This window comes from Parasphingorhabdus sp. (assembly GCF_036964565.1).
GTDB lineage: Bacteria > Pseudomonadota > Alphaproteobacteria > Sphingomonadales > Sphingomonadaceae > Parasphingorhabdus.
The window spans coordinates 167,973-192,361 of the sequence record NZ_JBALTN010000005.1; the positions used below are offsets into that span (position 1 = coordinate 167,973).

At 54.4% G+C, this 24,389-nt stretch carries 22 protein-coding genes and 1 tRNA gene; 17 read left to right on the top strand and 6 right to left on the bottom strand.

Going from position 1 to position 24,389, the window contains the following annotated elements; translation table 11 throughout:
• Nucleotides 1-745: 745 nt before the first annotated feature.
• Both V7650_RS08585 and V7650_RS08590 read left to right on the top strand, forming a co-directional pair.
• Nucleotides 746-1,273, top strand: a complete 528-nt coding sequence (locus tag V7650_RS08585) for an exonuclease domain-containing protein (protein WP_335655818.1) — start codon at nucleotides 746-748, stop codon at nucleotides 1,271-1,273.
• Nucleotides 1,274-1,660: 387 nt separating this feature from the next.
• Nucleotides 1,661-2,548: a hypothetical protein gene (locus V7650_RS08590; RefSeq protein ID WP_335655819.1), complete on the top strand. Its 888-nt coding sequence runs from the start codon at nucleotides 1,661-1,663 to the stop codon at nucleotides 2,546-2,548.
• Nucleotides 2,549-2,647: 99 nt separating this feature from the next.
• Here V7650_RS08590 and V7650_RS08595 read toward each other — a convergent pair whose 3' ends face one another.
• The gene (locus V7650_RS08595) at nucleotides 2,648-2,863 is read right to left on the bottom strand and encodes a hypothetical protein (RefSeq protein ID WP_335655820.1); all 216 of its coding nucleotides are present in this window, start codon (nucleotides 2,861-2,863) and stop codon (nucleotides 2,648-2,650) included.
• 42 nt (nucleotides 2,864-2,905) lie between these two features.
• Here V7650_RS08595 and V7650_RS08600 point away from each other — a divergent pair, with 42 nt between their 5' ends.
• From V7650_RS08600 to V7650_RS08645, 10 genes are all read left to right on the top strand, one after another.
• A complete protein-coding gene (locus V7650_RS08600; RefSeq protein WP_335655821.1) occupies nucleotides 2,906-3,292 on the top strand; it encodes a hypothetical protein in 387 nt (128 codons plus the stop codon).
• A gap of 586 nt (nucleotides 3,293-3,878) precedes the next feature.
• On the top strand, nucleotides 3,879-5,621 hold the full coding sequence (locus V7650_RS08605) for a hypothetical protein (RefSeq protein WP_335655822.1): 1,743 nt from the start codon (nucleotides 3,879-3,881) through the stop codon (nucleotides 5,619-5,621).
• A gap of 90 nt (nucleotides 5,622-5,711) precedes the next feature.
• Nucleotides 5,712-7,520, top strand: a complete 1,809-nt coding sequence (locus V7650_RS08610; protein ID WP_335655823.1) for a hypothetical protein — start codon at nucleotides 5,712-5,714, stop codon at nucleotides 7,518-7,520.
• A gap of 577 nt (nucleotides 7,521-8,097) precedes the next feature.
• Complete coding sequence (locus V7650_RS08615) at nucleotides 8,098-8,496, top strand: VOC family protein (RefSeq protein ID WP_335655824.1); 399 nt, start codon at nucleotides 8,098-8,100, stop codon at nucleotides 8,494-8,496.
• A 268-nt stretch (nucleotides 8,497-8,764) separates the two neighbouring features.
• Complete coding sequence (locus V7650_RS08620) at nucleotides 8,765-9,121, top strand: GFA family protein (protein ID WP_335655825.1); 357 nt, start codon at nucleotides 8,765-8,767, stop codon at nucleotides 9,119-9,121.
• A 932-nt stretch (nucleotides 9,122-10,053) separates the two neighbouring features.
• The gene (locus V7650_RS08625; RefSeq protein WP_335655826.1) at nucleotides 10,054-10,728 is read left to right on the top strand and encodes a type 1 glutamine amidotransferase domain-containing protein; all 675 of its coding nucleotides are present in this window, start codon (nucleotides 10,054-10,056) and stop codon (nucleotides 10,726-10,728) included.
• Nucleotides 10,729-10,750: 22 nt separating this feature from the next.
• Nucleotides 10,751-11,347 carry an SDR family oxidoreductase gene (locus tag V7650_RS08630; RefSeq protein ID WP_335655827.1) on the top strand — a complete coding sequence of 199 codons (597 nt, stop codon included), beginning with the start codon at nucleotides 10,751-10,753 and terminating at the stop codon, nucleotides 11,345-11,347.
• A gap of 4 nt (nucleotides 11,348-11,351) precedes the next feature.
• Nucleotides 11,352-13,037 (top strand): MFS transporter, encoded by a 1,686-nt coding sequence (locus tag V7650_RS08635; RefSeq protein WP_335655828.1) that lies wholly within the window; start codon nucleotides 11,352-11,354, stop codon nucleotides 13,035-13,037.
• Nucleotides 13,034-14,185 carry an HlyD family secretion protein gene (locus V7650_RS08640; RefSeq protein ID WP_335655829.1) on the top strand — a complete coding sequence of 384 codons (1,152 nt, stop codon included), beginning with the start codon at nucleotides 13,034-13,036 and terminating at the stop codon, nucleotides 14,183-14,185. The genes V7650_RS08635 and V7650_RS08640 overlap by 4 nt, the downstream gene beginning before the upstream one ends.
• A gap of 4 nt (nucleotides 14,186-14,189) precedes the next feature.
• Nucleotides 14,190-15,587 (top strand): efflux transporter outer membrane subunit, encoded by a 1,398-nt coding sequence (locus tag V7650_RS08645; RefSeq protein WP_335655830.1) that lies wholly within the window; start codon nucleotides 14,190-14,192, stop codon nucleotides 15,585-15,587.
• A gap of 468 nt (nucleotides 15,588-16,055) precedes the next feature.
• Here the strand turns inward: V7650_RS08645 and V7650_RS08650 are convergent, their stop codons facing one another.
• Both V7650_RS08650 and V7650_RS08655 read right to left on the bottom strand, forming a co-directional pair.
• The gene (locus V7650_RS08650; protein WP_335655831.1) at nucleotides 16,056-16,688 is read right to left on the bottom strand and encodes a tyrosine-type recombinase/integrase; all 633 of its coding nucleotides are present in this window, start codon (nucleotides 16,686-16,688) and stop codon (nucleotides 16,056-16,058) included.
• Between the two features lie 164 nt (nucleotides 16,689-16,852).
• Nucleotides 16,853-17,179, bottom strand: a complete 327-nt coding sequence (locus tag V7650_RS08655) for a DUF6471 domain-containing protein (RefSeq protein ID WP_335655832.1) — start codon at nucleotides 17,177-17,179, stop codon at nucleotides 16,853-16,855.
• 454 nt (nucleotides 17,180-17,633) lie between these two features.
• Between V7650_RS08655 and V7650_RS08660 the strand changes: the two genes are divergently transcribed.
• The 3 genes from V7650_RS08660 to V7650_RS08670 all read left to right on the top strand — a co-directional run bounded on the left by V7650_RS08660 (nucleotide 17,634) and on the right by V7650_RS08670 (nucleotide 20,280).
• A complete protein-coding gene (locus V7650_RS08660; protein ID WP_335655833.1) occupies nucleotides 17,634-18,314 on the top strand; it encodes a hypothetical protein in 681 nt (226 codons plus the stop codon).
• A 1-nt stretch (nucleotide 18,315) separates the two neighbouring features.
• On the top strand, nucleotides 18,316-19,134 hold the full coding sequence (locus tag V7650_RS08665; protein WP_335655834.1) for a hypothetical protein: 819 nt from the start codon (nucleotides 18,316-18,318) through the stop codon (nucleotides 19,132-19,134).
• Nucleotides 19,135-19,758: 624 nt separating this feature from the next.
• Complete coding sequence (locus V7650_RS08670) at nucleotides 19,759-20,280, top strand: hypothetical protein (RefSeq protein WP_335655835.1); 522 nt, start codon at nucleotides 19,759-19,761, stop codon at nucleotides 20,278-20,280.
• A gap of 311 nt (nucleotides 20,281-20,591) precedes the next feature.
• Here V7650_RS08670 and V7650_RS08675 read toward each other — a convergent pair whose 3' ends face one another.
• Complete coding sequence (locus tag V7650_RS08675) at nucleotides 20,592-21,236, bottom strand: hypothetical protein (RefSeq protein ID WP_335655836.1); 645 nt, start codon at nucleotides 21,234-21,236, stop codon at nucleotides 20,592-20,594.
• Nucleotides 21,237-21,429: 193 nt separating this feature from the next.
• Nucleotides 21,430-21,503 (bottom strand) — tRNA-Gln (locus tag V7650_RS08680).
• A gap of 303 nt (nucleotides 21,504-21,806) precedes the next feature.
• Between V7650_RS08680 and V7650_RS08685 the strand changes: the two genes are divergently transcribed.
• Complete coding sequence (locus V7650_RS08685; RefSeq protein WP_335655837.1) at nucleotides 21,807-22,919, top strand: Ppx/GppA phosphatase family protein; 1,113 nt, start codon at nucleotides 21,807-21,809, stop codon at nucleotides 22,917-22,919.
• A complete protein-coding gene (locus V7650_RS08690; RefSeq protein ID WP_335655838.1) occupies nucleotides 22,916-23,590 on the top strand; it encodes an RlmE family RNA methyltransferase in 675 nt (224 codons plus the stop codon). Before V7650_RS08685 ends, V7650_RS08690 begins: the two co-directional genes overlap by 4 nt.
• Here V7650_RS08690 and V7650_RS08695 read toward each other — a convergent pair.
• Nucleotides 23,587-24,369, bottom strand: coding sequence for a DsbA family protein (locus V7650_RS08695; RefSeq protein WP_335655839.1), 783 nt, complete (start codon nucleotides 24,367-24,369; stop codon nucleotides 23,587-23,589). The genes V7650_RS08690 and V7650_RS08695 overlap by 4 nt on opposite strands.
• Nucleotides 24,370-24,389 lie beyond the last annotated feature (20 nt).

Here is a 24,389-nt window from a genome sequence, read left to right on the forward strand (position 1 = left end):
GAAGTGTCACTTACCCAATTTTCGATATAATTATCGCATTATCACAGTTTTTCGTTTCAATGCTATCGAAGTGTCACGCCGATATATGGCCACCGTTATAGTGTCATTATCGTTTCAAATTCTTCGTCATACCCCGGTCGAAGCGTCAATAGTGAGCAAAATCGGTTTCGTCCGACCTGCGGCGAAGTGTCATACAAGGTCAATATATGGAAATGACTATTCGAAGTGTCACACACGACATCGTATCCAGAGTGTAAAATCGGTCGATTTTACCAACAATCGGTGGATAATATCGTGAATATTTGCCTATGTGGGATGTTCAAATTCCGAGGCGCAATACCACAAAAAGGGGTGCACTACCTTTCACCCCTTTTTGCAGGCGCAATACCACAAAGTCCTTAGCACCGCCGGAGCAAAGGACTTTGTTGCGTCCTTCAACCTTTGGTTTCCGGATGTAGATCGCTTCGCTCTCACGTCGATGTTTTCTCTATCACAACTCTTTTCGCCAAAAGAGATTGAGATCTCCTTTAAAGACCAGCGATGGTCTTTGGGCGGTCATCCATGACCTTGGGCGGCACTTGCTGGTGCCTTGGGCGCTGCGGGGTGCAAAGCATCCGCAGCTTGTAAAATCCTCCAGAAGAAAAAAGAACATTGAAGTGCCTTGCCGGTGAAGCCGGCAGGTGAAGGAAAAAAGAGCAGTAGCGCTCGGCAAAGCCTCGCCGGTTTCCCAACAGGAGTAGCCATAATGAACATGATACAAAACCAACCAAAGCTGGAGGAAATCGCCAGACGGCTTGACCGTGAAGAAGCCTACCGCGTGCTGCGCGCTGTCCCGAACCGCTTTTCCCATATGCCAGAAGACGGCGTGCCGCCCGATGGTAGATGCATTGCAATCTTGGACACAGAAACTTCGGGGCTGAACGTTCAAGCAGACAAGCTGATCGAACTCGCGATCATGCTTGTCTGGGTGGATGGCGACGGAGAGGTGACCGGGCACATGGGACCGGTGAGCTGGCTGCAGGATCCTGGCGTAGAACTGGAACCGGAGATCACGTTGATAACCGGTCTTGCCAATCACCATTTGGCCCACAAGCAGATTGATGATGCAGCAGCATTCGGCTTTCTCGATCGAGCGGACCTGCTGGTCGCCCAGAACGCAAAATTTGATCTCGCCTGGATCGAGCAGCGCTACCCAGGGCTGAAAGGCAAAGCCTGGGCTTGTTCCTGTAGCGAGATCGACTGGCTCAAGCTTGGCTACGAAGGACGATCTTAGCAATATCTGCTTTGGCAGCATGGCTGGTTTACCAACGCACACCGGGCTGAGGCAGACGTCTGGTCATTGTTTTGGTTGCTGCAGCAGCGCCAGCGGGGTCCGGGCGACAGTCCGGTCCAGACTCATCTCCAGCGGCTGCTGGAAGCCGCCGAGACGTCCACCGTGCTCGTGGAAGCTTTACGCGCGCCATATTCTGCAAAGGACAAGCTCAAGGCTCGAGCTTATCGGTGGGATGCGGGGCGCCGCGTCTGGTGCAAAGAGATGGCGGAGGAAAAGCTGGCCTCTGAACGCAGCTGGTTCCGAACCGAGGGGCTTCCGCTGTTCGGCGCTAAAACAATGACCGCAACTGAGCGACACCGGTAAAATCAATCACGAACCTCAACAAACATGGCCTGCCTTTCGGCGGGCTTTTTTTATGAAAGAAGTAAACTCATGACCAATCCAACAGAAATTGAACAGCAGCTGGCACGCGAAGCCAATCTATTTTCAGCGCGCGGCAGTGCAGGCAATCAAAATAGAACCCGCACCTATATCGTTGCTGATTTTGAATATGGCTATGACCGGGACCGCTATAACGGATATCGCACAGCGGAAGGCACAGACGCCGAAAAAAAGATCCGCTGGCCCTTCCACCGCATCGCAGCAGCTTCCTGGTGCGTGATGCGCTTCAAGCAGGGTTCGGACGCTCCCGAGATTGAAGGTCCGGTAGTTCTCTCTGCCGATGACCACAGCGAAAAGGAAATGGTCTCTGCTTTCTTTGATGCTTTGGACGAGGAGCCAGGCGCTGTGCTGGTGACATGGGGCGGGGAGCATAAAGATCTCGCCGTTCTGCGACGAACCGCTGGTGAGCTTGATCTGATCATGCCCGGGCAGCTGCGCGACCTATCGCCAATCTCTGACCGCAGGATTGATCTATGCGGCGCCGTCTCTATCCGCACAGAATCCGTCCATCTTCCGGAATATGCAGCAGCTTGCTCGATACCGGCAAAGCCGTCGCCGTCCAAATCCATTGGCGACTTGGTCGAGAAGGGGAAATGGGAAGACGTCGAGGAGCAGGTGCTGGCTGATGTCATGACGACGGCGATCATCATGCTCCGCCATCTCAAATCCCACGGACTGATCCGCTGCGCCATTCCAGCATGCAGTTTGGCGCTGGCAAATGCAGCGACGAGCGCGAACCCGGACAGCGAATTTCTGAGGCGAACGTTCAAGCCCTGGGCTCAGCTCAAAGATAGCACGGCCAATTATACCTGCCCGATCTACCGGGCAGCGTAGCTTCAGCCTTACGCTCCATCACAGGCGTAGACATTTTGAAAGTCGAGCCGGCGTGATCACGGGCAGGCCTCTAGGGGCGACCGGCTCTACAAATATCTTCTAACCACACCCCAAGCGGGCGGCATCTTCGGATGACCGCCCGCTTGGCATTTCAGGATAATTTTTATGAAACTTCCCATATATTCGGAGAGGATCATCACCTTCTCCATCGTCTATCATCCCTATCGCCGCAACACGGAGCGGTTCATACGCGCCTTTGGTGCCTTCGAAGTCAATTTCCAGCCTGGTGATGACATATTGTTCACGCGCCATCATCACACATATCCGAGAAAGACGCGAACCGCTCCTTTGCTGGAAATGACGAAGCTGCTTGATCAACAAACCGACTGCGTTTGCGCCATTCTGGAAGCTCCGGGCTGGTCGCACCGGCCAAGACACAAAGCCGACTTTGCTGATGATGTTCTTAAAGCTTTTCCGATTTTCAATCTGGGTCTCCACCGCAAGATCCATGTTCACCGGACAGAAGATCAATATGTCAGGGTCAGCGCTGAACTGTTTGGCATCCCTGTGGCGTCCGAGATGGCCGGGCCATCAGAAAAATCGAGGCGAGCAGCAGACCACGCACAGGCGTTGTGGCTTTCCTGGGTCTTCAATTGTCTCGCTGAAGATCCGGATCAGGCGAACCTCGTCGCGGCCTTTCAGGCTTGGCGCCGGATTGATGACCTGCGCCCGGTAGCATTTTGAAAAACGTGGCTCGTAAATCTGAATTGCTGCAAAATTTTTATCTGGCTAGAAATGTCGCAGCAGCGAGGGAACATCACCGCGCATTATAAATTCGTGCGACAGCAGCCTGCACGGCCCTCAAGTCGGTTGAGTGTTCATTCCTGTGAACTTTCGATATCGGTAGCGGCGCCGAGAATCGAACTGCCAGCGCTACTCCGTAATTTTCCGTTGAAAGTCTAAATCCGCATTCGATTGGGATGATCGAGATATGAAGGTTGAACGTCAGGAAATGGGCCGATAGCGGACTGTCCGGTTTTGGGCAGTCGGCCCGACTAGCAGATGTTAAACGCGGAGCGATTGTAATGTCAGCTACCGCCCCAACAGTGGACATTCCTGAGCGCGATTTCGCTTCCCGCAAGCTGACCTTGGATCATGCATGGCTTAAGCCACACCCGCATTAGATTTCGTTGACTAGCTAGAGACTGACAAATCATAACAACACCCGTAAAAATCATTCTTGATTATCATGCAATTAGAGAAGATTACCCGAAAATATACTTCAAGCATTGACAACATATCACGGTGATTCATTTATCGGGGACGCGCTATGAAACTGATTGCAGCAATCGGAACTGCCTTCACTATTTTCTTCTCAACGGCAGGGCTGGCCGCCCCAGCTGAAGAAAAAGATTCCTGGGGCGTGTTCGCCCGGCTCGCGGATCGCACATGGAAAGCTTCGGATGGATCCTTGATGCATTATTCGTGGAAGTCTCCGGGTCAAATACTGGTGATGGAATGGGCCAAAGGGACAGAAACCTATGTAAGGCAATATCGACTTAGCCTGGATGGGCAGAAAATTTTATCATTTGAAGGGCCGGAATTGCAGGATCGCAGATCGGTAAAATTGATCCGGTCTGACGCATATGCTTCATATGATCTCAATGACAATTTTCTAGGCGGCTGTTGGCTAGAAGCAAAAACCAGCGCGCTAATATGCGAAAAGGCTGGAACTGCGGATTTGGACAATTGGACTGCAGTAAACAACGAAATATTTTTCAATAAAAAACAAATTTCATCAAATAATGTCAGCAAAAATCAGGCCGAGGTTAATTCTAGAATCGCTGCAATAAAAAAGCGCTGGGGTGTTTTTGTTGAAGGAAATGCCTTGGAAATCCGTCGCAACGAAATTTTATATAAAAAACGCGATTTTTTTGTAAAACTCCAGCGGCCTGGTTCAAAAAATCGTGAGTTATTAGCATCCATATATTGGAAAAATGACCAAAAACGCGGTTTCTCCATGGTGGAGAGCTACGTTGATCTAGATCCTGCAATAGGCTGGTATGGTTGGTGGCTATGGTATGTGGACCCGAAAACAAACCAAATTATGCGCAGATATGGCGGTGACGCTGAAGCTGATGTGGTTTCGTTTAATTCAGATGGAACTGTGCAAAGTAAGCTCAGATACGGAGAAGCTTATGGCAAAAAAAATGTCACCATAAACGCAACATCCGTTGGATTGGATTTTGTTGGTCGTGGTAACGACGGTGAAATAACATGGCAGCAGACACTGACCCAAGTCGAGACTGGAGAATATAAGCGGGCTTATGACGGATTGATGCTAGCCAAACAAAAAAATAAAAACAATGGCTCTGGCGGCATCGGCGGCATTCTTATGGGCGCTGCACTAGGCGGAGCGTTGTCGGGTGGATCAGCAGAAGGAATAGTGGCTGGCGCGCGCGTGCTTGGCACCAAAGATGGTGCGCAGCAGGTCTATAACGAATATGAAAGCAAACGCGAGGCAAACGAGCGAGAGGCAGCTCGATCAGAAGCGGCCTTTCAGGCATCTATGCGAGCCTTGCAAACCAGCAACGCCAAGCCGTCGAACGCGTCCCCAACTACACAGCCCGCAACCAGTTCTGTCAATCCAGTGTCCGCACAGAATAGTGCCGTTTCCGGAAACGCCGCAACACAGAATACTGGATCGACTTCCAAAGGGTCCGGCAACGCAGCCAAGTCTTTCCCAAATCGTCCGCTGCAGTTCATTCTTTATGTCGTGCCATTGTTAAAGGATTCAGACGTCTCGCAGCCGCAATGTCTGTCCAATGTCATTACCGTCAACGGCCCCCCATCGTGGAGTTCCGCAAGCAGGGATGGTCACGAGGCAGACTTGATCATTGATCGCTATAAGGAACGCTTCGTTCAGTCCTGCGGTCGAGCGCGTGGAACTGGCGCTGCTTCGGCCCGAACCGTTAGCTATATCAACAATTATCACGAAGGCGTTGATGTCGATGAAGAATATGCCAACCGTGCCGCTATTCGCAATACCACGCTGGTTGACATTCAACCGTGAGGCTATTGGAGAATTTACGGAATTAGCTTGTGCCAGCCGTCAATCACTATCCGGTTTGATATCGAAGCACAGATTCTGAGGAATTAGGTAATGAAATTTTTTAGTATAATTCTTTCCGCAATAATATTTTGCTCATCCACCAATGCGTGGGCAGACGATACCAGTAATCCCGCTAAGCCATTCGGAGTGCTCCAGACGCTGCCGAATTCATACTGGTATGATTCAAGTGGAAGTATCGTTCGCTTTTTTTGGTCGCTTGAAGCTGAAGAGATTAGCGTGGAAATCATATCTTTGATTGAGGGAGAGGAAGGCCAGTATTCGGCAAAATTTCGCCGATCAGTGGATAACTCGAGGGTCACGGCGGACTATAAGGGGCCAGACGACTTGTTTCAGTCGACAGTTCGATACAGGGTCGAATTGCCTTCGCCAGATAGATACGAACTATTCTCCGAAGATGGACAAAAACTATCGACTTGCCGAATGTCGAGTAATGAGAAGTTGCTCCGATGCGAGGAAACGACTGCAACTGGAGAGATAAAGGAATTCCAAAACACAAGAGTAACAAAGCAGCAATATGAAGCGCTCAGGACTGAAGCTCTCGGCAAAGTTCAGCAAATACAGATTAAAAGAAAAGCAGCTGCAGCGACCCGCACAATGGAAAATAACGCGCGGGAAGATACATTGCGCACAGCTTGGGGCGCTTTAATCAATTTCATACCGCTACAAAATGGTGTCCCCGTTGTAGTTGATCGAGACTTCAAAGCACAGTGGACGTGGAAAAACCAAGTTAAGCCTGCTGCTGTAAGGTTTTCTTGGCGAAAAAATCCCGAAGGAATCGTTGGTATTTTTGAGGAATGGAGCTCTCCGGGGAGCATCGAAGTTGGTAGATTTTTTTGGAAACCTGGACCACAGCCCGGACAGTTGACCCGCAAGACTTATTATTCCGGGAAGGAAGCTGTCTTTCAAATTGCCCCCGATGGCACGTTGACTGGAACGGGCTACGGATGGGTTTACGGGCCAAGCCAACAACTTGTGATTTCTGATAGTTCGGACGGAGCTAAAATGGCGCAATATAAAGCAAGCGACACTGCCCGATCTTCTCCATACGCGACGTATACATTTGTTGAACAGGTCGGGGCGTTTGAACAAGCGCGAGCAGATTACCAGCGGTCAAAAGTTCAAGCCAAACAATCCGGTTCTGGCGGCATCGGCGGCATTCTTATGGGCGCTGCACTAGGCGGAGCGTTGTCGGGTGGATCAGCAGAAGGAATAGTGGCTGGCGCGCGCGTGCTTGGCACCAAAGATGGTGCGCAGCAGGTCTATAACGAATATGAAAGCAAACGCGAGGCAAACGAGCGAGAGGCAGCTCGATCAGAAGCGGCCTTTCAGGCATCTATGCGAGCCTTGCAAACCAGCAACGCCAAGCCGTCGAACGCGTCCCCAACTACACAGCCCGCAACCAGTTCTGTCAATCCAGTGTCCGCACAGAATAGTGCCGTTTCCGGAAACGCCGCAACACAGAATACTGGATCGACTTCCAAAGGGTCCGGCAACGCAGCCAAGTCTTTCCCAAATCGTCCGCTGCAGTTCATTCTTTATGTCGTGCCATTGTTAAAGGATTCAGACGTCTCGCAGCCGCAATGTCTGTCCAATGTCATTACCGTCAACGGCCCCCCATCGTGGAGTTCCGCAAGCAGGGATGGTCACGAGGCAGACTTGATCATTGATCGCTATAAGGAACGCTTCGTTCAGTCCTGCGGTCGAGCGCGTGGAACTGGCGCTGCTTCGGCCCGAACCGTTAGCTATATCAACAATTATCACGAAGGCGTTGATGTCGATGAAGAATATGCCAACCGTGCCGCTATTCGCAATACCACGCTGGTTGACATTCAACCGTGAGGCTATTGGAGAATTTACGGAATTAGCTTGTGCCAGCCGTCAATCACTATCCGGTTTGATGTAGAAGCAAAGATTTGGAGGAATTGCCTAAAGCTAAGCTTATAAAAGGTGTGAACTTCAATTATTAGGCGCGTTTTTTCAGGATAGCTGCTGCAATATCTGTTTAATGCCAACCGTCAGCGGAAAGTCGTGATGTTGTTCAAGTCGAAAATGTCAATTGGTCACCCGCGATGTAAGTAACCGAAGTTGACGGCCTGCAGGTGCGACACGCGCTGCGGCAATGCAGAATATGGGCCTTGAGAGTTCAAAAGTGAGTTTAACGCAAGCTGCGTGTTCGATCCGCTGAAGATCGATCGTCTAAATGTCAGCTTTGTCGCTTTTTGCACCATAAACCGCACCTTCCGCAAACCACCCAGTTAGCGACATAAGGCTGCGACCTTGTTGAAATGAAAGCAGACCGGCAGGAAGCGCCCCAGTAGCGGGCATTCCGAGGGCCGGGGGTGACAGCGGGTTACGTGCCTGTTAGGTGAGACCGCTAATGGCGATCGGAAGTCGATCAGTATTCAGGAGAGTATGCATGCTTTTTCACACCATGGTCGGATCGAACGACATTGAACGATCCAAGCGCTTCTACGACACGGTGCTCGGCACCTTGGGTGCAGGGGAAGGGACGCGGAACATCGCCGACAGCGGCCATACCCGTCTGATCTACAATAACGGCAACGGAACCAACTTCATCGTCAGCCAGCCGATCAACGACGAACCGGCAAGCGCTGCCAACGGCAGCACAGTCGCCTTTTCCTGCGACTCGCCCGAGCAGGTGAAGCAGCTTCACGATACCGCCGTTGCCGCTGGCGGAACCTCGATCGAAGCTCCGCCAGGACCGCGCGAAACGGCCTCCATGGGCACCATCGAACTGGCCTATTTTCGTGATCCCGACGGCAACAAACTGTGCGGAATTCATTTTCCTGCCTGATCCGTCAGGCATGGGTCTGCTTCTAAACCCAGCGGACCTCGATCATGCGATCCCGCGAATGTCCGCTTTCCACCCAGTTTCGGTCATTCAAGCTGATTAAATGGGAATAAAAGCGGCTGGTCGGCAAACGCCCCAATTGCGGTCGTTTGCTGTATCCTGCTTCAATGTCCGCGGTGAGCACTAAAGCAGACACAATTCCATTTCTGCTATTCTGCAGCAAAATGTGATGATAGCTGCAGCAAATCGTTAAACTGGAGAGCTTCTTTTTATGCAAACCTATGTTGGCTCTTGCCATTGCAAAAACGTAAAATTCGAATTTAGATCGGATGATATTTCCAAGGATATCTATCGGTGTAATTGCTCTCTATGCCAAAAAAAGGCGATAGTCATGAAGGCGGAACACAAGAGCCAATTCAGGCTCACTTCAGGGATTGATGACCTACTATCGTATAAGTGGAACAAGAAGATTGCGGAGCATTTTTTTTGCAAGAATTGTGGGGTTTATACGCACCACAAGCGGAGACGCGATCCTGAACAAATTTGCATTAATTTCGCCTGCTTGGATGATGTAGATATGCCGTCCGCAGAGAAAATTGCCATCGTCAATGGCTCCGGCCACGATTAGTCATGTTAGAAAAACCTATTTGATAGTGTCCGGTTGCTGGAAAATACAGTCGACAGAATTCGGTATCCTCAACGACCGCTTCCCACCCAGTTTACGACGTTAGATAGCAACCATGGTGAAATAAAAGCATCCGGTCGGCAAGCGCCCCACTTGCGGACGTTCCCTTGCTCACGCTATTTTGCTATAAGCAGACGCGGGAGAATGCTTGTGTCGCTTATTCGTGCCGCCCTCTTTGTTACATTGGCTGCGTTCATCACGTCGCCAATCCGAGCTGACAGCTTGCAGCGCGCTGACGGGAGCCTCATCACATATCACCTACTCAACCGGGCTATAGAAGGACGGCAAAGTCTCATCTTGATGCTTCAAGGATCTGGATGCGGACCGGTAATCGAGCGAAAATGGCTGCGAACGGAGCCACCTGTCCTGGCGCCGGGCCGGGCCGTTCTGGCAATCGAGAAATATGGGATCGCCGATGGCAATATTACTGCCAACGGATTTGAGGATGGGTGCTCACATGCCTATTGGCGCGGGAATACACTTCATCAGCGCGTTTTCGACGCAACGCAAACACTCGCGCATTTGCGCAAAGAAGAATGGTGGAATGGCGAGTTAATCATTTACGGCGGTTCGGAAGGCGGAGCAATCGCTGCGATGCTTGCACCTCTCATACCCGAAACTCGGTCTGTCATTATCTTTTCATCCGGGATCGGCGTTTCAGTTTCGGATTTGATACGAAGTGCGATTCCGCCTCCCGTAGCCATAGTTATGAACGCCCCTATTCCGAAGGAGCCTATTTATAACACAGCGGTCCGATATGTTGCGCGGTCTTGAGCCTAAATTCGAAGAATTTGAGCCGCGACCGCGCAACCGAACCTCTGGACGTGCGTTGTTTGGACGAAGATCAATAAAAACAAAAAACTAAGGCAAAAATCATGAAAATTTTAATGGTTCTGACATCGCACGATCAACTCGGCGACACTGGCAAGAAAACCGGATTCTGGCTTGAGGAATTTGCTGCGCCTTATTATGTATTCAAGGATGCCGGCGCAGATATCACGCTCGCATCGCCAAAAGGTGGACAGCCGCCTCTCGATCCGTCGAGCGACACCGATGACGCCCAGACCGATGATACAAAGCGTTTTAAATCTGATCCAGCCGCACAGAAGGAGCTTGCCAATACGGCTGTTCTGTCGACCATTTCTGCCGACGAATTTGATGCGATCTTCTATCCCGGTGGTCACGGTCCGCTATGGGATTTGGCAGAGGATAGCGACAGCACGACATTGATCGAAACCTTCTCTGCAAGTGATCGTCCAGTCGGTGCGGTCTGCCACGCCCCTGCGATATTCAAACATCCCAAAAATGCAGACGGCAAGCCGCTGGTCTCAGGCAAGAAGGTGACCGGCTTTACCAATACGGAAGAAGAAGGCGTCGGCCTGACCGATGTCGTGCCTTTTCTGGTTGAGGACATGCTGAAAGAAAATGGTGGGGAATATCGCAAGGGTGACGACTGGGCCTCTTTTGTTGTCATTGATGGGAAGCTGGTAACCGGCCAGAATCCCGCGTCATCGGCAGAAGCTGCGCGCGAGCTACTCCGCCTGCTGTAGACCACAAAAAACGGAGCGACTTATGAATATCCTAATCGCCGGTGCGACCGGCAAAACCGGGCTACGGCTTGTCGATCAATTGAAAGCAAAAGGCCATACACCGATTGCGCTGGTCCGTGAATCTTCGGACACCAGCGCTCTGCCAGAGGACGTGTCGCAACGTCAGGGTGACTTGACCGACCTTCAGAGCGGTGTTTGCGATGGTTGTGACTCGGTAATCTTTGCTGCCGGATCCGGCGGTTCCACCGGTCCTGAAATGACCGACAAAGTTGACCGCGAGGGAGCCAAACGGCTGATCGATCTGGCTGCCGATGCAGGTGTCTCCCGCTTTGTCATGCTGAGCAGCGCTGGCGCGGACAAACCCGACCCGGAGAGCGATCTTGCGCATTATCTGCAAGCCAAGCATGAGGCAGACGAGCATCTGAAGGCCTCCGGCCTCAGCTATGCCATCGTTCGCCCCGTCAGCCTGACCGACGACGACGGCAGCCGCGATATGCTATTTGGCGATGATGTCGATCCAAAAGGCAAAGCGGCACGAGGCGATGTCGCCGCGGTGCTGGCAAATGCGGTAGACGACAGTGAATGGACGGGCAAGGCTCTGCTGATGCAGTCCGTCTAGACCGGTGCCTGACAAACCCGGCCTGACCGACGATAGTGCAGGCTATAAGTTCAAGCAGCACGAATTGCCGATCCTGCCTGGATCGCCGGCCAACCCGGATCATCCAGCACGCCGTAAAGCCGCTTATCTGGTGATAGGCCTTTTTCTCGGGCTCGTCGGAGGAGCCCAGAACGGCTTCCTGCTGGCCAACACCGCCGCGCTTCAAGGCGAAATGGCGCTGACCCCGGTCCAGGCCGGGTGGATCAGTGTCGCCTTTTATTCGACCTACGCCTGCATGAGCATGTTGCTGTTCCGCATCCGGCAAGAATTCGGCATCCAGCCGTTTGTGAAATATGCGATGATCGGCCTTGTCGCGGCGAATTTTATTCAAGTGCTGGAACTCGGCTATTATCCCGAAATTGGCGCGCGAGCGATGGCCGGGATTGCCGCCAGCGGACTGTCGGCGCTGTCGATTTATTATCTGATGCAGGGATTGCCGGCATCCGCCCGGATCGGCGCGCTCATTCTCGGTATCGGACTTGTCCAGACCGCATTCCCGCTAGCGCGCGCCATATCCCCCTATCTGCTGGTCGACGGCAATATCAGCCTCGCTTTCCAGCTGCAATTTGGCCTGTCAATAATTTCGCTCGGCGCGGTCTATCTTTTGCGCCTTCCCATCGGCTTTCGGAAAAAGACATTCGAGAAGCTGGATCTGCCCAGCATCACATTGTTCCTGATCGGCGTAGCAGCATTGCTCGCTTTCCTGATTCAGGGACGCATTCAATGGTGGGACGCCAGCTGGCTTGGGTGGGCCCTGGCGCTCGCTATCCTTTGTCTGGGCGGTTGCCTGTTAATCGAGATGAACCGGCGAAGCCCGATGCTCAACACGAGCTGGCTATCGAGCCGGGCGATCCTGTCTCTGGCGATCACTGGTGCGGGAGTGCGGGTGCTTGTCGCCGAGCAAAGCTTTGGCGCGAGCGGCCTTTTCTCGGCGCTCGGCTATGGCAATGAGCAACTGACCGGCTATTATTTTATGCTGGCCGGAGCAACCGTTGCCGGCAGCATTTTGTCGCTCGTCCGCCTGGACCCGAAAGACTTGACCCGGCCGATCCTGTTTGCCATCTTGGTCATTGCGATCGCCGCCTTCGCGGATACCCGCACCGGGATCATGTCCCGCCCTAGCGACCTTTACTGGACTCAGGCCGCCATCGGCTTCGCTGCGGTCTTCGCTATGGGTCCGGTGATGATGGAAGGCATGTTGCGCGCCCTTGCAGCGGGCCCGGCCTATGTTATTAGTTTCATTGCGGTCTTTTCCCTATCGCAGACCTTGGGTGGTCTCGCAGGCGTTTCGGCGCTCTCCGCCTTCCACACGATCCGGCTTAAAACCCATTTGATCGACGCCGGCGCCACGCTAACCGCGACCAACCCGCAGCTTTCCAGCGAGATTGGACAGATATCAGCACGTTTTGCGGCGACAATTTCCGATCCCGTGCTACAACAGCAGGCGGCTGCTTCGCGGATCACTCAGGAAGTCGGTCGTGAGGCCGCGGTATTGGCGTTCAACGATGTGTTTTTCCTGATCGGGACTCTTGCTACCATCGCATTTGTCGTGGTGCTGGTGCCGTGGATCATGAATCGCATCCGCGGACGCAACCCACTGAGCAAGGAACTCGTCTTTCTTGAGAATATGATCGCCAGGAGCAAGCGATGAATCAGCAGAACAATGATGACAAGCCAGACGCCGAGAGCCCGGAAACGGAACCTGTGTCCAGCCCTGCAGAGCCATCAAAGGCGGAGGTCGAAGAGGAAGGTGGCTGGAAACCCAACGTCTCCCGCAAAAAGCTCGTGCTGGGCATAATCGTGATATTTGCAGGCGTTCTGATAGCACTTTTTGCCTGGGGATTAACCCCGTTCAACAGCGGCAATCAAACCACCAACAATGCCTATGTCCGCGGGATGACAACGGTGATTAGTCCCCAAGTCTCCGGCTATCTGACCGAAGTGCCGGTGAAAGATTTCCAGCGAGTCACGAAAGGGCAATTGCTCGCCCGGATCGACCCGGCACCCTATCGCCAGCGTCTGCAACAGGGACGAGCAAATACAGCAGCCCAGGCCGCCAATCTTGCCAATAGCCAGCAGAGCCTGCGTTCAGGCCAAGCGCAGATGCGTCTGCAAGATGCCTCTGTTGCCGCTGCCCAGGCAGGCTTGCAGAAAGCGCAGGCCGATATGAGGCGGATTGCAGAGCTAGTTGGCGAAGGATCGGTGTCGCTCCGCGAAAGGGATCAGGCGCGGGCAGCGCTGAAACAGGCAGAAGCGGGCGTCCTGCAGGCCAAAGCACAGCGCGCGATTGCGGCCGAGCAGGTGCGATCGGTTCAGGTCGGACGCGGCGCTCTCGAAGCGCAGGTTCAAGGCGCTGATGCCTCGGTCGAGCTGGCAGAAATCGAATTGTCCCGCACCAATATCCGTGCGCCCCGCAATGGGCGGCTGAGCGAAATTTCAGCGCGTCTGGGCCAATTGGTAACTGGCGGCACCCAGTTGATGTATCTCGTGCCCGACAACCTTTGGGTTACGGCCAATTTCAAGGAAACCCAGACCGCCAAAATGGCCGTCGGCCAACGGGCTAGCTTGACGGTTGATGCGCTTGGCGGAGCAGAACTGACCGGAACGGTGCAGAGCATCGCGCCAGCTGCGGGCAGCGAGTTTAGTCTGGTCAAGCCGGATACCGGTGCCGGCAATTTCGTCAAGGTCCCGCAACGCATCGCAGTGCGCATAAAATTCGATGCTGATCAGGAGCTGGTCAAGCGGCTCGGCCCGGGCATGTCGGTCATTGCCACCGTGCATACAAATAAGCAGCGGTGACCTGATGACCGTTCCATCCCGTCTCGTTCTGGCTGCAGCCACAATGGCTGGCGCTCTCACGCTCACCAGCTGTGCGCCGACGCAGCTCCCCCTGCCTGCGTCGGCCGCCGTGCAACCCTCGCTCGAATGGCGGACCGAACTTCCGGCAACAGAAAAGCTTCAGCATAGCTGGTGGCAAAGATTTGGTGATGCCGGGATGGTGGCGCTGGTCGAGAAGGCGCGTAAGAATAATCCCGACATTCTACTGGCCGCTTCAAGGGTGGAGGAAGCCCGGGCGACGGAAGCGGTGTCACGCTCGCTGTTATTGCCGACGCTCGAAGCCGGGGTGGCAGGAGGCGCACGGCGGGAAGTGTCGCCCTTTGGCCAGGGGCAGAACTCGCTCGTTGCAGAACCTGCTTTCCGCGCATCCTACGAAGTGGATCTTTTCGGCAAAAACCGTGCGAATATCGACGCGGCGCAAGCGGGTGTCGCGGCAAGCGAGGCAAGCAGAGAAGCCGCATTGCTCTCAGTGAGTGCTGCGACGGCGAGCGGCTATGTCAGCTTGCTGGCGCTCGATGCCCGGCGCAAGGTCCTTAGCGATACGCTAGAATTGCGCAGTCAGGCGCTCAAGTTCGCCCGCGACCGGGCGAAAGTCGGCTATACATCGCAGCTGGAATGGCGTCAGGCGCAGGCGGAATATCAGGCGACGGCGCAACTGGTGCCGCAGATCGAAGCGCAAATCGCCCGACAGGAAAATGCCCTTTCCGTGCTGACAGGAGATATGCCGGGCGACATAATTCGGGGAGGCTCGCTCGCGGATTTGCAGCAACCACCCGCTCCCGATATTGTCCCATCGCAGCTGCTGCGGCTGCGCCCCGATATCGCGGCGGCAGAATATCAACTGGCAGCATCCGACGCGCAAATGCGAGCGGCACGGGCAGGCTTCATGCCCAGCCTTGGCCTTAGCGCATCGGCGGGCGCAGCAATCTCCGATCTGTTGGCCGACCCGATCTCGATCTGGTCGATCGGTGGCAGCCTGCTCGCGCCGATTTTCAATGCCGGCCGGCTGCAGGGTCAGTTTGACGCCGCAACCGCAAGGCGCGACCAGGCTGCTTTCGCCTATCGTTCGACCGTGTTGGACGCCTTCCGCGAAGTGGAGGACCGGCTAGCAGTCGTCGCCCGCCTCGGTGACCAGCAACGCGCCGTGGAGGCCCAGCGCACCGCGGTGGCCGATGCATTGCGGCACGCGCGGAACCGCTACCGGGCAGGCTATACGCCCTATATCGAGCAAGTGGACGCCCAGCGCAGCCTGCTCGGCGTCGAACTGTCACTGGTGCAACTGGAAGCCGACCAGATCAACGCGATCATCGGCCTGTATCAGGCAGTCGGCGGCGCGCCAGATACGGGAGCGGGGAGAAATTAAATCCCTGTGGTGGCGCTGTCGAAAAAAAGTCACACGGTTCTATGCGATTAAGGGATAAACCGACTACGCAGCCATATGTCCAGAGCCTCCGTTCGGGATGTTGGTGCGACCAGGAATAGGGTCAAAAATTGCACGCACGCCAGATGCAACCGATTTATTACTCACTTCACTTTTTAAAAACCGAAAAGGCTTCTTGCCACCCGGTTGAAAACTTCCGAAGACGGCAAAGCTAATGTTCGTTTTCGGTAAGTTGCAGCCACAAGATAATGTCTGCTGTGATTACGCGAAGCGGGCGATCTGCATTCACCGCGCTAGGTCCGCTATTGCTTCTGGTCTCCCGATAGCGGACTGTCACAAAACCACCCAACTGTGGCCGTTCGAAGTGATTAGATGGAAAATAAAAGCAGCCGGACGGCAAACTCCTCGAAAGCGGACACCAGTCCGTAAGTGACTGGTGTCCGAGCATGGTCATATCTCTGTTTTTTCAGCCAGAGTGAGAGCATCTTCTATGTCGACACCCAAATAGCGAACCGTGTTTTCGATCTTTGAATGGCCGAGCAAGATCTGGATTGCTCGCAGGTTACCTGTCGCCTTGTAAATGATCGACGCTTTGGTTCGCCTCAGCGAGTGAGTCCCATACTCCTCCGTTCGAAGTCCGATGGCTTCAACCCATTCATCAACGAGCCTTGCATATTGCCGAGTGCTCAAATGTCGCATGTGATCTACCCGACTTGGAAAGACATAGTTCTCAATTGAGCCACCACGCCGTTCTAACCGAGCAAACAAGCTTCCTCTGGCATCCGAAGCAATTTCGAACTGGACCGGACGTCCGGTTTTTTGTTGGGTAATTGCCGCTCGATTTCTAATGTTCGGCCCTGAGACCAAATCGCCGATTTGAAGCTGAACAAGATCGCAACCTCTCAGCTTACTGTCGATCGCTAAGTCGAACAGCGCCCTGTCTCGCAGTCTCTGTTCGCGATCGAGAAAGAACCTGATCGCCCATATTTGCTTCTGTGTGAAAGGCCTCTTCGGGCCAACTTTGACACCAAATTTCCATGGCGCCCGGTTTCTCGCTGCCGGATCGAATTTTGAAAGTCCCATTGTTTTTCTCCTTGGCCGGAATGGCCATGAAGAGCGTCAGCTATTAGGGGCTAAAAAATCGAGCTGCTATGTCGGAAGTTGGGGCGCAAAGCGGACTTAGAATTGTAATGTTGCGGATTTACGAACCCAGGGCACTTAACGACTGGCTCCCAAACAACTTATATTTATTCGGGCTTGGAAGGCTTCTTCGCTAAAGACTGCGCTCCGGTTTTTCCGGTGGCTTCTTCCAGAGAGGCGGGAATATTGATCCACTCAACATCAAGCGCCTTCAGGCACTGCGCGAGGAAAACAGCCGTAAAGCGACCTCGGCTGACCTTATTCCGTAAATTGAGTTCGTTGTCTTCAATGCCGTAGCTTGCAAGGCGCTCGGCAAGGACAGCGTAAGACACGCCTCTCCGCATCATTTCAGCACGCAAGATATTCTTGACGAGCTCCTCCCAGGATTTTTCGCTTGGATGTGCCGGATCGGACTTCTTGTTTTTCTCTGTCATGCCGATCTTATAGGACGGAAATTTCAAACTGTAAAACTTCTATCACCGGCTGTAATGGCGGGCATCATCATATATGATGATATAATGCTGGACATTCACCAGACATCACCGTATATGATGATGCAGATCACCATATGGCACGACATTTCCATCCTTCCTCTAAAGCGAAAACGCTCTCGTTGCGTTCGATCTTTAGCATGTCAGAAGAACGCGCCTATGCGAGGTTTAAACGCCTGCGCTGGATATCCACCAAAGGCAGACCCGTTTGGCCGCCACTGACCTTCGCGGCGTCGGCTGCCGCGCAGCATCACCAATCAATCAATAATAGCAGGAGCAGATATTATGTAGCAAACACACCAAGAACCAGCAGCGGGCAAAACGCTGCACACATCATCAACCAAGTCGCTCGAAATTCCGTCGCTGCGGCTTTTTTCATATCTAAAGGAAATATATCATGGCGAAGAAGCCAACCAATAATCTCGTGCCAGCAAAGGGCGAGCCCAACAAGCCTTATAAAATCGCGGGCACTTCCATCGTCCCGGCCCAGCTATTCCATGTTCCCTCGCGTCAGCCAAGAAAGGAGGGGCCGTGGCGCGATGAACCCGACAAGCTTTCATGGATCGATAAAGCCACCGGTATGCCGTGCATAATGCTCCGCGCCCGGCTAGGCACTTTATCAGGCTATGTCGCGGTGAACACCGAGCATCCTCTGTTCGGTTACGACTACCGCGCTGTTCCGGCAGACCTTGGCATTCAGCCTCACGGCGGCCTGAACTACAGCGCGGCCTGCGATGAAGAAGCGGACGAACGCGTTTCTGTCTGCCATGTTTCAGGGCAGCCCCCGCAAAGGGTCCGCCATCCGCACGGCAAGCAGGAGCATCCTCCATTCAGTGAAGAACTATGGTGGTTCGGGTTCGCATGCGACAAATCCTATGATTTGGTTCCGGGCTGCTACCAAATCCATATGTCGGCTGAAAACGGGCAGACTTATCGCGGCGAGGATTACGTGTTCACCCAGTGCACAAATCTCGCGCATCAGTTGGCTGCGGCCGGTGGCGAAACGGGTTCGGGCGTTCCCATCGATACAAGCAGCTTTACCGTGCCGCCGGTCGGCCTCGATGCAGGGGAGAAGTGAAATGGACGAGAACATTCCATACGAAAAACGCCGCAATCCCAATCTGCCTTGGGGATACTGGATGGCAGCTCCCGGTGAAACCACAGGCGATCAGGTTCTGATCGATGAAGATGGCAGCGGGTGGGCGTCTGTTCGTGAGTGCCTTTGGGTCAAGCGCTTCAATATGGCGATGCCCGAGCAGCTTCAGTATATTGATCTCGAACTGGAGTTCCTGCTCACCTTTCTGGTCATCACGGAACGCCGGATCATTCGGGTTGAGGAGAAGGCCATCGACCTTTTCGGCGACTACGACAGGTCCCGGTTCTACCAAAGCTGGCTGATCGACAAGAAGCTCATGACTTATGTCCGGGGCGGTTCCCAATCTACGGAACTCACGCCGGAAGCTTTTGCTATCTTGCTGATGCTCGCCAACACACGCAGCCTGAGGAACCAGCCGCTGCCGGTTGGTCTGCCGACTTTGGAGCGGTGGCATGGGCTCGACCCGGAAGCCATGACGCTTGAATGGGAAGCAGCGCTCCAGAAACTGGAGCGTTATGCAGGTCAGCTGCCATATCGGTTCGAGCGGGTAATGATCGGCAAGTTTAATGCCATTAGGCTTGTCGGCGATGGGCTGGGGCCAAACATCCCGCTGCGCCGGACATTGTGGTCGCTCACCTTCCCGGATCAATATGCGCGGGACCGGTTCTACTTCTGGCTTTGCCACCGCGTCGATCGGTGGAGCGATTGGGGGACGCGCGCTTGGCAGAACGGGCCCCGAGCGCTCAGCGAATATCTGCTGCAGCTGAAATTTGCGGATGAACCGGCCGTGAGGCCTGACTGACTACGAAGCATTATGCCAAGAACGGCGGGCGGGTTCTTCGGAGGCCGCCCGCTTTTATTTATCTGGAGGCAAAATTGCCAAGACCCTGCTTGCCGCTGGTTCATGCGGTGCAATTCGTCGCTTAGCGTTCGGATATTGCACCGTGACACGCTACTACAGGTAAACAGCAGTCTGCAATCCGTGGAACAAAATCTGGCTCATCGTCCCAATCTCAAAAGCAATCCGCTAGTCGTCTGTCGAATTGGTGTGAATGATCGCCTTAATGTCAGTAACGTGCGTAGCTGAAGCAGTAGCTGACGGTCAGTGTCATTCAGGCACACAAAAAACCGAACAAGAAAACGCTGAGCGCGAACGCGACCGTCTTGCCGCGGTATTGCTTATATAAATGCAGGAAAGCGATTTTGACAAAGCACTTTTGGGACGCCGAGCATTCTTGCGGATCGAAAGACAGGTAGAACGGCATCGTGATCAGAGGAAGCGTTGGAGTCAGGACAATAGCATCGGCCGGGGCTTCTGACACAACCGATTTGGTCCTTAACTAGATGGCAGCGTAACCGTCTAAGATGCGAGAAAGCATGCGTTAATAGGAAAAGGTTGCGGTCATAACAAACGTGGGACCCACCCTTGAACGGATCTTTGGGCAATAAAGTTATGAAAGTATTGGAGATTGAAACTATGGCAAATCCGTTCGGCATTGAAGCTAGTTCAACTGTTCCCAGTGGGATGGCAACTTATGAAGTCACCTTGCATTCCGTTCCTGAGCCACATCCGGCGTTCAAAGAATACTCAGGCATTTGGAAGCCAAAAAATGGCCTAGTCAGTATTATGGGTAGGTCTGAAACCTTTAATAAGGATCCCTCCGCATCTGAAGCCCGGCGTATTTATGCTGAGGTAAAACATGAGTTGACACAACTCTATGGTCAACCGTTCGAAGATGAAGAGATTTCAGACGAAGATTGGCCAGAAGAGCTAGGCTTTTGTTCAGCAATAGACAATGGCGCTCGCAGCCATACATGCGATTGGGACCTTGGGACGCACGACCTGACCGATAACGTGCAAAATATTATGCTGACCATAGTATCGGACGATGGCGACGAAAAAAGCCAAGTGTGGCTAGAATATGGGTTCCCTGGATGCCAGGACTAGGAAGCCAAGGGCAGGCGAGTTTTCTAGAGAAAGTCTTTAGGGTTACAGCAAAGGCGGCTTAAAACTGAATGGAGTTGCGCTTTTCGGCAATCCCAATTTACTACCGCTCAGAGTTGCGTGATAGGTTGGGATTGTTGAAAGGACATGTTTTCGCCTGTGGCTGGGAAAAATGCTGATCAGCGATCTCACCTTTAAGCGAACTTTTCTGTATCTATTTTTGTCCGACCGATAGGCTACATCGTAAAATGCTTCTTCTCTAAAACGAAACGACTGGGAGTCCGTTACGTCCGAAAATTATCAGGCGGAAGGATTTAAAGAAAGTAGCGCTTGATGCTCTCCACTGTGATGACCGTGCGGCTGCCGATCTTCTTACGGACTAGCGTCCCGTTGTTCATCAGATCGTTGATCTTTGTTCGTCCAATCCCCGTCGATTGCATGACCTGAGCGATTGTCGCGGTCAAGTCACTGCCCCGTATCGGAGGCTGGACCTTCTCAGGTGGACTCATATGAGATTCGGCTGACAGCTCGGCGTTCGATTCAGGTGGTTGCGTCGGAATAGTCGCTTTTTTAGCCTTGCAGGATGTAATCGGCTTTGGCTCAGAACAGTAGCGTCCCAACACGTTGCCGAGAGATACGTCCGAAAACCTGATCCCGGTAATCTGGACGTCCGGTTCACCGCCAATAAGGTCAGAGCCAGCTAAGCGCGCGGTGCCGCCGTTCAATGCTTCAGCGGTTTTGCCATCCGCGATGATCCGTTGCCATACTTCTGCTGGGATCGCGGCGTCCCTAACGGATCGCGGAGCCTGACCGGCTGATATAGTAGTCCGCATCAACGCATATGTCTTAACCAGCCCAGCTGCGGCGTAGTCTGCCAGAATCGATTGAGCTTCGGCCAAGCCTGCTTCTTCGACAAGTTTGATTGCTTTGGAAGGCAACAGTGGTGTGTGGGCGCTCATTTGAATCCTTTTTTCGTTCTCTGGTCACATACCAAAAAAAGGTAAATAAGCGCTTTCTTATACCCTACTTTGTTCGCCATTGTTCGCTGTTGGCCGTTTTTCAACCTGATCCGAGTGTGGGAATGAAAGTGGGAGCGCTTCATCAAAATCAAGCGCAATAGCCTTGAATATCAATACTTTATGGAAGAGTTATTGGATCCCCCGTGAGGATTCGAACCTCAATTAACGGAGTCAGAGTCCGTGGTATTACCATTATACGACAGGGGAGTGCCGGTGCGCGGGAATAGGCAGGGAGCGGTCGTGGGTCAACCCCTTTGGTGGCATTCGGGCTGCAAAATATTGAGGCAGGGACGGCCATGGTACGCATTGTCGCTTGCTGGGCCGCCAGACAGCTTCCGCGATCAACGGCTATCGGACGTTGCAGCTCCTTCGTGAGGCCGAATTACGGGAGTCTCGGGATATTTTCTGTTACATACGGCTACCGGCCCTTGCGTCAGCCGCACGGCAGCGTTATCTTGCCTATCAAGTACCGGCGGTATTATCCGATCCGGAGAACATAAGAGTACGGTCATGGCGGATCAGGCATCCCCATCGCCGCAAGCTATAAAAGGCGGAATATCCGCAAGGAAATCCCGCCCCAAACCTGCGGCGACACATACAGGACAGGGTCGCATTGCGTCTCCGGTTCCTCCAGGCAACGCGCGCTGGCCCAAGTTGCGCTCCTACGCGGCGATAGATCTGGGCACCAACAACTGCCGGTTGCTGGTGGCAAAGCCGTCGTCCGACGGTTTCATTGTCACCGACGCCTTTTCCCGCGTCGTGCGGCTGGGCGAAGGTCTGGTCGAAACCGGTCAGATCAGCAGCCGGGCGATGGACCGGGCGGTCGCCGCGCTGGCGATCTGCGCCGACAAGCTGCGCCGCCGCAACGTGACGCTCGCGCGGTCGGTGGCCACCGAGGCCTGCCGGCGGGCCAGCAACGGCGACAAGTTCATCGATCGGGTTCGCCGTGAAACGGGTATCGCACTTGATGTAATCACGGCCGAAGAGGAAGCGCGGCTAGCCGTGCTCGGCTGCCATATCCTGCTCGAACCCGGCGAGGGGCCGGCGCTTATTTTCGACATTGGCGGCGGATCGACCGAACTGGTTCTGGTTGACACCAGCGGCTCCGCGCCGGAGATCATCGACTGGCAGAGCGCGCCGTGGGGCGTGGTCTCGCTCACCGAAAGCGAAAAATTTGATGGCGAAGACCCGGTTGCCCGGCGGCGTGCCTTTGCCGCGATGCGGGCGCGGGTCGCGGACAGTTTCGCGAGCTTTGCCGAACGCCTGCCGCGGCTGGAACAATGCGATTACCGGTTGCTGGGCACGAGCGGGACGGTGACGACGCTGGCCAGCCTGCATTTGAAGCTGCCCCATTATGATCGCAAGGTCATCGACGGGCTGATCGTTCCCACCGAATCGATGCGCGATATCAGCGCGATGCTGGCGCAGGCCTCGCCGGAAGAGCGGGCCGACATCCCCTGTATCGGCCGGGAGCGGGCCGATCTGGTGGTCGGCGGCTGCGCGATCCTTGAATCGATTCTCGATATCTGGCCGGCCAGCCGCGTCGGCGTGGCGGATCGCGGCATTCGCGAGGGCATCCTGCGCTCGCTGATGTCGGCGAACGAGCGGCGCGCGGTCCGATGAGCCGGGGCAGGGCGGGAAGCAAGCAACGGGTCAAGACCGCCAAGGGCCGAAAGATCGGTTCCACGCGCTGGCTCGAGCGGCAGCTGAACGACCCCTATGTCAAGCAGGCAAGGGCCGAGGGCTACCGGTCGCGGGCCGCCTACAAGCTGCTGGAACTGGACGAGCGCTTCAAGCTGGTGCGCAAGGCGAAGGCCGTGGTCGACCTCGGCATCGCGCCGGGCGGTTGGTCGCAGATCGTCCGCAAATATGCGCCGAAGGCGGCGATCGTCGGCATCGATCTGCTGGAGGTCGATCCGATCGACGGAGTCACGATATTCCAGATGGATTTCATGGACGATGCCGCCCCGGACCTGCTGATCGATGCGCTGGGCGGCAAGCCCGACTTGGTGCTGTCGGACATGGCCGCGAACACGGTGGGCCACCAGCAGACCGACCATTTGCGGACGATGGGGCTGGTCGAGGCCGGTGCCTATTTTGCCGTGGAGAATCTCCAGAAAGGCGGTGCCTTTGTCGCCAAGGTCCTGGCCGGCGGCACCGACAATGACCTGCTGACGCTGCTCAAGCAGCATTTCGACGTGGTCAAGCATGCCAAGCCTCCGGCGAGCCGCAAGGGCTCATCGGAATGGTATGTGATTGCCCAGGGGTTCAAGGGCAGGGCGGAGACGAACTAGTTTGCCGCGCGGGCCTTGGCCACCATCGCCTTGATGCCGTCATAGCCAATCGCACCCACTTCGGACTGGTCGCCGACTACCCACGCGGGCGTGCCGGTGAAGCGCATCTGCTGGGCGATGGCGATATTGTTCTGGATTTCTGCTTTCGCTTCCGGCGAAGCAATGAACGCGCGGGCCGCCTTCATGTCCAGCCCGACTTCCTTCGCGGCAGCCTCGATCGTTGACGGGGTCGGGCGACCGGTCGCGAACATGGTCTTGTGGAAGGCATAATATTTGCCCTGCTTGGCCGCAGCCAAGGCCATCAGCGCGGCGTCGTTGCTTGCCTCGCTGAGGATCGGCAGTTCGCGGAACACGACCTTCACATTCTTGTCTTCGGCAATCAGCTTGGCGATATCCCGTTCGGTCTGCTTGCAATAGGGGCAGTTGAAATCGGAATATTCGACGACGGTGACATCACCGTCCGGATTGCCGGCAAAGGCGTTGCCGGCAAAGGGCTTTTCGATCTGCGCGCGCACCGCATCGATGGCAGACGCCTTTTCGCGATTCTGCAATATTTCAACTGCTTCGGGGATGATTTCGGGATTTTTCAGGATATAGTCGCGCACGATACCCTCGATCGCCCGTTGTTCCTGCGCGCTGATCCCGGCGGCGAGCGCAGCCTCGCTGGCCGCTTCGGTCGAGGAGCTGCTGCTCTGCCAGAACCACACGCTCAATGCCGCCACAATGGCCAGTCCGCCACCCGCCATAATCATCCACTTTCTGTTCGAATTGTCATCCACAATCGGGTTCTTTCGTTGAA